The sequence below is a fragment of the Corallococcus aberystwythensis genome (assembly GCF_003612165.1).
Classification (GTDB): domain Bacteria; phylum Myxococcota; class Myxococcia; order Myxococcales; family Myxococcaceae; genus Corallococcus; species Corallococcus aberystwythensis.
Map to the genome: position 1 here is coordinate 1 of NZ_RAWK01000378.1, position 7,184 is coordinate 7,184.

The 7,184-nt window shown below is 66.4% G+C and carries 6 protein-coding genes and 1 pseudogene; 5 read left to right on the forward strand and 2 right to left on the reverse strand.

Annotated elements, in window-relative coordinates; genetic code table 11:
* Positions 1–226: 226 nt before the first annotated feature.
* Positions 227–499 (forward strand): annotated as a pseudogene (tnpB, locus tag D7W81_RS44275) (IS66 family insertion sequence element accessory protein TnpB); the annotation flags it as partial.
* 252 nt (positions 500–751) lie between these two features.
* Here the strand turns inward: tnpB and D7W81_RS38060 are convergent.
* Positions 752–1,096, reverse strand: coding sequence for a hypothetical protein (locus tag D7W81_RS38060; protein ID WP_208721637.1), 345 nt, complete (start codon positions 1,094–1,096; stop codon positions 752–754).
* A gap of 470 nt (positions 1,097–1,566) precedes the next feature.
* Between D7W81_RS38060 and D7W81_RS38070 the strand changes: the two genes are divergently transcribed.
* Positions 1,567–2,571 carry a hypothetical protein gene (locus D7W81_RS38070; RefSeq protein WP_244227715.1) on the forward strand — a complete coding sequence of 335 codons (1,005 nt, stop codon included), beginning with the start codon at positions 1,567–1,569 and terminating at the stop codon, positions 2,569–2,571.
* A 121-nt stretch (positions 2,572–2,692) separates the two neighbouring features.
* Here the strand turns inward: D7W81_RS38070 and D7W81_RS42880 are convergent, their stop codons facing one another.
* On the reverse strand, positions 2,693–3,010 hold the full coding sequence (locus tag D7W81_RS42880; protein WP_167508144.1) for a hypothetical protein: 318 nt from the start codon (positions 3,008–3,010) through the stop codon (positions 2,693–2,695).
* 51 nt (positions 3,011–3,061) lie between these two features.
* Here D7W81_RS42880 and D7W81_RS38075 point away from each other — a divergent pair, with 51 nt between their 5' ends.
* The 3 genes from D7W81_RS38075 to D7W81_RS42615 form a co-directional block, all read left to right on the forward strand.
* Complete coding sequence (locus D7W81_RS38075; protein WP_244227716.1) at positions 3,062–3,283, forward strand: hypothetical protein; 222 nt, start codon at positions 3,062–3,064, stop codon at positions 3,281–3,283.
* 320 nt (positions 3,284–3,603) lie between these two features.
* Complete coding sequence (locus D7W81_RS38080; protein WP_158621771.1) at positions 3,604–5,337, forward strand: PA14 domain-containing protein; 1,734 nt, start codon at positions 3,604–3,606, stop codon at positions 5,335–5,337.
* Between the two features lie 1,027 nt (positions 5,338–6,364).
* A partial coding sequence (locus tag D7W81_RS42615; protein WP_158621772.1) for a phosphodiester glycosidase family protein occupies positions 6,365–7,184 on the forward strand: 820 nt, incomplete at its 3' end.

Sequence of the window (7,184 nt, forward strand, 5' to 3'; positions counted from 1 at the left end):
GCCGACAGCCCCCCCTGCGCCACGAGCGCCTCCCGGAAAGCCGAGGCCGATTTGAACGCCCCGGTCGAGAAGCATGGGAAGTGAAGTTGCCCCGGTTCCGCAGAGCGTTCCGCGCTTTCGCCGTCAATGCTGGATGGGGGCACCGCTAGCAGGGCGCGGGTACGCTTCGCTGTGGGCACCGGCGTGACGTATGTGGCGCTTCTCGTCGCGGCCGGGCGGTGAGGCGATGTTCGCGCTGCCTGTGTCAGTGCGCGTATTGCTGGCGACGGAGCCGGTGGACATGCGGAAGTCCATCAACGGCCTCATGGCGCTGGTGCGCACGGCATAGGGGGCGGACGTCTACTCGGGGCACCTCCTCTCTTTCGTCTCGCGGCGGGGCGACCGCATCAAGGTGCTGCCATCGAGCTGGGGCGGCTTCGTGCTTCTCTACAAGCGGCCGGATGCTGGCCAATTCGGGCTGCCCCGGGTGGACGCGGAGGCGAAGGTGGTGACGGTGGACGCCACTCAAATTCCCGCTGGCCGCCGCAGTGGCGGGGTTTCGCGCCGTGCTGGGCTGGGACGGTCTGCTGTTCCGGCTCATGCAGTCGTGCCGTGCCGGGTCACAGGTACGTCGAGTCGCCCTCCTGGATTGCGGACAGGCTCCTGCCCGCGTGGGTCGAATGGAGGGTGCCTGATTCAGAGGGGGAAGGAGGGCTGCGAACGGGTGCCGATGGATCTGTTCGAAACGTCCCGCCTGGGATGCCAGACCGACTCAGTTCCCCGCCAGGCTGAGGCTGGTCACGCGGCCATCCGGGATGATGCTCACCGTGTAGCGCCAGGTCGCGGCCCCGAACTTCACCAGGTACGTGTAGACGCGGTCATCGCCCAGTACTTCGCGCTTCGCCAGGACGAGCGGCCCTGCGGGCCCCAGGTCCTGCAACAGGTCCTGGGAATACGGCACGGCCTCCGGGAAGAACCAGCTCGGGATGCACGCGAAACCCGCCGGATCCAGCGCCCCGTTCCGGAGCTGTTCGAGCATCACCTTGAACCGCGCCGCCATCGCCGGCTCCCCGTCGGGAATGGGCGCCAGCGGAGGCACCGCGAGCGCGGGGTTCACGAGGGCCGCGCTCCCGTCCACGAACGTCCCGAACAGAAAGACTCAATCGCTCTCATTCTTCGTCAAGCTCCTCGGCGCGTAGATCGCAATGGGGTTCCGAGTCCCGAAGATCACCGTCGTCAACGGAGAGCTCCGCGTCTGACACCGACCCGGTGTCTGGCTTCGCCGCCTCCCAGCTCCAGCTCGGCGCGTGGAGCAGCGACCGCACACCTGAGTCCGCATGGAGGGATGCATACGTCGCACAGGACCACCTTTCGGCGGCGAACAACTCGCTGACGGCCGGGTTCTGGTCTGACATGCCCCCCGCTGCGCTCCGCGCAGCTCCCTCCAGAATCCAGGAGCAGTCCATGGTCCACACCTCGGGTATCCCTCGTCGCATCTCTCTCTGGGCAGGCGTTGCCCTGGCACTGGTTGGCACTCTCACGGGCTGTGCTCCGCCAGGGCCGGAGGATTTGCCCGGAGAGCCCCAGGTGACCCTGGACTCACAATCCCAGGCGCTGGCCTATCCCAACGGGAGCAGCCGGACGGTGGTGTCACGGCGCGTCGTCTACAAGGACGCCTCCGGTGGCTACCAGGCTGCGCCGGGCTTCGAGCAGTTCCGCGCGGCCGGTGCCTCCGACAGCACGCTGCACGCCATCCGCATCGCCCAGGTGGAGGCCCCGAGCGTGCGCGAGGCCATCGTCTTCATGACCGCCGGGCAGAAGATCTCAAGCAGCGGGCACTCCAGCGGCGTGACGGGCCAGTCCTCCAACTGGGACGCGTCCTGCGACGGCGTCTCCTGCGCCAACGTGGTCCTGGATGGCCGCTCCCTGGCCATGAAGCTCAATGCCCTGGGCTGGTTCCCGGCGGGGAAGACGCACCTGTCCGTGGTCAACGACAACAACTTCGACCACCTGTTCGACAGCGACACGAAGCAGCGCATCGTCAACGGGTTCGTCCACTGGCTCCAGGCCCAGATCCGGCCCGAGACGCGGTCCATCTACCTGGCGGGGAGCTCCCGAGGCGGGTGTCTGGTGATGCGAATGGCCCAGGCGCTCCGCGCCAACACGGCGCTGGATGGCATCACCCTCTACGTGTCGTCGCTGGATGGTGTGTGCAGGAACAGCCAGGGCGAGCTGGGCACGTTCGACACCAAGGTGAACAACCCCGTGCGCCCCTCGGGCACGTTCTACGGCGCGTGGGCCACCAACCTGTCCGCCGAGTTCCCCCGCCGCGCGCGGTTGCACCTGTATCAGGTGGTGGGAGGCCAGGAGGTCGCGCCGGCCACCGGCATCCGTGCCTTCTCCGGGTACGCGGGCACCACGCCTCCCTCGAAGGGCACCGACCTGGACTGGGGCTGGTACAAGCAGACCTGGGTGAAGTGGCAGCACAAGGAAATTGGCAATCCGTACACCGAGCCGCGCACGTCGGATCAGCCGCTCGCCATTTCAGAGACGATTGACGCGCAGCTCACCTGGCTGGCCAGTCTGCTGTAGCGGGCCCGCGGTGGTAGTCGCAAGGGCCTGCCCGTGTTTCGCGGGCAGGCCTGCGCCAGTTGCCGGAAGTGCGCCTGGACCAGCGTACCGGCGTCGTTGCCCGGCGCCGAGCATCCCTGGATCAGGGGGTGGGCTGCCAGGACACCAGGTCCTTCACCATGCTGCCGGGCACGTCGAAGGCGTGGCCCAGCAGGCCGATGCGGTGCTCCTGGAGCCAGGCGAAGAAGTCCGGGATACGCGCCTCCGTGCCCGTCTTGCAGTTCTCGCTGTTGGCGTTCCACTCGGTGGCGATGACGGGGTTGGCCCCATCCGCGATGAGCACCTGCGTGGAGCCCAGCGAGCGCGCGAGCTGCACGCCCGCCTTCACCCGGTCCACGTAGGACTGGCGGAACATCGGATCCTGCGGATCCAGGCCGCCCTGGCTCACCTGGAAGCGCACGGTGTTGGCGGCCCACGCGTCACGCGCGGCGAGCAGCTCCGCGTCTCACGCATGCGTGGCGCCCCAGGGGACAACTCGCTGGAGGTAGCCACCCGGGTCGCGGCCCTGCTCGGCGAAGAAGTGCTGGTCTCTCCTCCCGCGGACGACCCCGCGGTTGCCGCGACCTGGCTCCTCGTCACGCCCGAGGGCCAGCGCTTCCGGGCCAGCGAAGCCGTGCAAGGCGATGATGAGGATTCCGTCGACATCGACCGGGCCTCCCTCCGGCCCGTGTAGCGCGGCGCGCGGGCATCGCTGCATCACCACGGGCCGACTCGCGACTTCGGCGGGCCCGTGACCGCCCTTGATACAGTATCAACCGGAAATCCTGTTTTTTACAGGAAGCTTCGGTATGGTCGGATTTCTTGACTCCGTCACTGATCAAGGTGCTTTTCATGAGCAGAGCGATGTTTCCCCTCCGGGCCCTCTCCGTTTTCTCCCTCTCCCTTCTCGCGGCCTGCCAGGGCCCCTCTCCCGAGGAGGGTGACACCCTCGAAGCGGGGAGGGCTTCGTCGGAGCTCGTCTCGTCGAGCGCGTCTCCCAGCAGCGACGTCGCCATGAGTGGCATCTGGGCGGGGGGCGGAAGCACGCCCATCTACGGCCTGATGGATGACGGAGTGTCCTTCGCGGCGAGCGATCGCGGCGGCACGTTCGCGCGGAGCGCCCCCGGGCGGGTGTCATCGACCCTGACGTTGGGGTATCAGGACACCGCGAAGTCGGGCGGCGCCTCGTCGGTCGTCGTGAACTACGACGGGTGGGCAATCAACGGCGGTGCCGGCTCGCTCCTCGTGAAGCTCTACGACGGCGCGACCTTGCTCGCCACCGGTCCCGTCCACGCGCTCACCACCTCCCCTGCGAACTTCAGCGATACCTTCGCCAACCTGGACGTCGTGGATGCCCGGCAGCTCCGCGCCGAGCTCATCTTCGAGAACAGCGCGGCAGCCGGCTCGCTGGTGTCCTCCATCATCTGGCTAGACGTCACCAGCCGCCGCGGCACCGGGCTCCAGGGGCAGTACTTCAACAGCATCAATCTCACCGGCCTCCCGGTGAACCGCGTCGACCCCACCGTTGATTTCAATTGGGGAGCGGGCACGCCCCTCTTTGGCGTCAACGCGGATGGCTTCAGCGCGCGCTGGACGGGCAAGGTCAGCGCGGACCACACGGAGACCTATACCTTCTATACGACCAGCGACGATGGCGTTCGCCTGACGGTCAACGGCACGCGCATCATCGACAACTGGACCAACCACGGCGCTGTCGAGAACTCCGGGACCCTCGCACTCCAGGCCGGCGAGTCCTACGACCTCGTGCTCGAGTACTACGAGGACACGGGCAGCTCCGTGATCAAGCTCGCGTGGTCATCGCTCTCGACGCCGAAGGGTGTCATCCCCAAGGAGAACCTCTTCCCGGGGCCCGTGAGCACTCCTCCTCCGGTCACGGTGCTGGCCTGCCCCACGGGCTTCAGCCGCGAACTCTTCCGCGACGACTTCGACGGCACTGCGCTCGACGCCTCGAAGTGGAACATCGTCCAGGGCAACAACAGCCCCACCAGCGGCACGTTCACGAAGCTCACCAAGATGCTCCGAGCCAACGTGAAGGTGGAGGACGGCAGGTTGAAGGTCTCCTCCAAGCGTCACTGCGAGGACCCGTATCCCAACATCACGCCGGAGCACCCTGCGAAGTGCACGGGGACGAACTACTATTCGGGCGCGTGGCTGAAGGGAAACAACACCTTCGCTCCGGGCAAGGGTGTGATGTCCTTCCACGCCAGGATTCCGGCGCCCATGCCGGGCACGTTCCCTGCTCTCTGGGCCCGCAACAGCTTCGGCGATGCACGCTATGGCGAGCTTGATCTCATCGAGACCTGGTGGGACGGCCCCAAGGGCACGGTCAACAATCCCAACAAGTTCTCGATCACCACGCACCTGGGTTCGAGCCCGATGATCCACACCTCGGGCAACGAAGTGGGCCCCTTCGCCAATCTGGTGACCGCCTTCCACGTCTGGGAGGTCGAGTGGGACGCCACCGTGGTGCCGGCGGTCGCCCGGTACTACTACCGTGACGGCCTGGGGGCCTCGCGCATCCTCCTGCGGACCGTGAACCACCAGACCGCCGGCTTCAACGGGAAGGTGACCGACGAGGCTTTCCGCACGGCGCTCGCCGACGGATGGCGGCCCTACATCGACTTCGCCGTGCAGCCGGATGACACCTGGCACATCGGGCCGGACGCCGCGGCGACCTATGACCCGGATGACCTGGAAGTCGACTCGGTCATCGTCTGCGCCCCCTGACGCAACGGCTGTCAAGGATGGCAAGCGGGCATTCGCCGGGAGCATGACTCCTGGCGAGGTGTCAGCGGGGGACTCCATCACTCAGTGACCAGTCGGTGCGGCCAGCTCCGAGTTCGTCTCGCTCCTGCGCGGGCTGCGGGACCGCAGGCGATACGGCTTCATTCGCCACCCTGCCCGCCGCGTCGGCGGCATCGGAGTTCTGCGGGACGTGAACGACATTGGACGACGATTCGGGTGTCTTGAGGGTCATGGAGTTCTTCAGTGACCCAGGACACTCGCGCCCACGGGCCTGGTGACGGCATCCGCCGCCCCTTGCGCATGGACATTCCTGTTCATGGACACCCCCTTGAGCCGTGGCAGGCCCACTGCACCCGCAATGGCAGTGGCCGCGACCGCCGGAAAGTCCAGGCGAGGCGCTCGCCCCGGAGGTGCCGCTGCTTGCGGAGGGCGTCGGCAAGCCGGGCGGTCATGTTCACCTGCGGGCCCGTCCGCCCTTGGGCAGGGTGAGTACTGGGGGCGGCCGGTGCCTGGGTTCAGGGTGGCGGTCGTGTGGCGCAAGTCGTGGAACCGCATGTTCCGCGGGATGGCGCACGGCCTGGGCCGAGCCTCGGCATCGATCAGGTCCAGCCCTGGTTCCAGCGGACTGAGCGGTCGCGGCAGGGCTCGGGACCAGCGCTCCTTTGCCCTGCTGTCCCTAGTTCCCTCCAGCGAGAGCCCGACACGCTCGTTCCGTGAACGTTCCCTCGCCAATGGGCAGATGAACACAGAACCCCCGCAAAGAGCCTATCCAGTGAAATGGCGCCTTCCTTCTGTCTTCTCTGTCGTGAAACCACGCTGGTCACTGCCAGTCGGGTTCGGCTTGCTGCTGTCCTTGCTCCCCCTTGGCGGCACGGCCCTTGGCGGCCCGCCCGAGCCCCAACCACCTCGCCCGCATGCAGGGACGTGCTCTCCGAGCAGCCCTTCCGAAGAGGTGGCGCCGGGCATCAGATACTACAACTGCAGTGCCAATGACCCGGCGGTCCATGTGGTGACCATCGATCGCACTGTTCCTCAGATGCACCTCCAGGTGTTGGCCCAGCTCAACGGGGATCCCAACAAGCAGCCCGGCACCATCGGGGATCCCAACAAGCAGCCCGGCACCATGAACCTACGGACGCTCCAGACCCTCGGCGACATGAACAATGCGATCGTCGCCATCAACGGCTACTACTGGGGCCCCGAGGACGAGAAGGGCTATTGGTGCTCCATGCCCACGTTCAAGTGCAAGGAAGGAACGCCGACCACGCCGGTGTTCCTTGACGGCCTGAACGTCGGTCCCTCCCCGAACGACAAGGAGGTGCTGATGGGTTTCACCGTTGACGACTCAGGTATCCAGGCCAAGCGCATTCCCAATAACGAGCTGTTCAATCCTGAGAACAGGCCCTACCGCCAATGGATGTACGGCTCCGAAAAGACGGTGATGAGGGATGGCGTGTTCGATAGCTCGGGTACCGACGATCAACCCACCAAACTGAGCATTCTCGGCTACTCCGACCGCTACATCATCTTTCTGATCTCCGAGTCAGACTCTCTGAGGAAGGAGCTTGCCTCGACGCTGTCCGCGTTCGGCACCACCGATGCGGTACTCAATGATGGCGGTCCCTCGGCTGAGCTCTACATTCACGGCAAGCCGGTCATCGACCCCATGGGTTTCAGTCGCAAGATTGCCTATGGCATCGGGTTGGTCCCTGGCCTTCCGAAAGGCATCACCGTGCGGGTCCCCGGTTCCACCAATGCCGAGGAGCATCGCCAGGAGCTCGAAAACGCCCGCGAGCAGCCCCCCCGCCACGGCCTCCGCCCCCCCAACC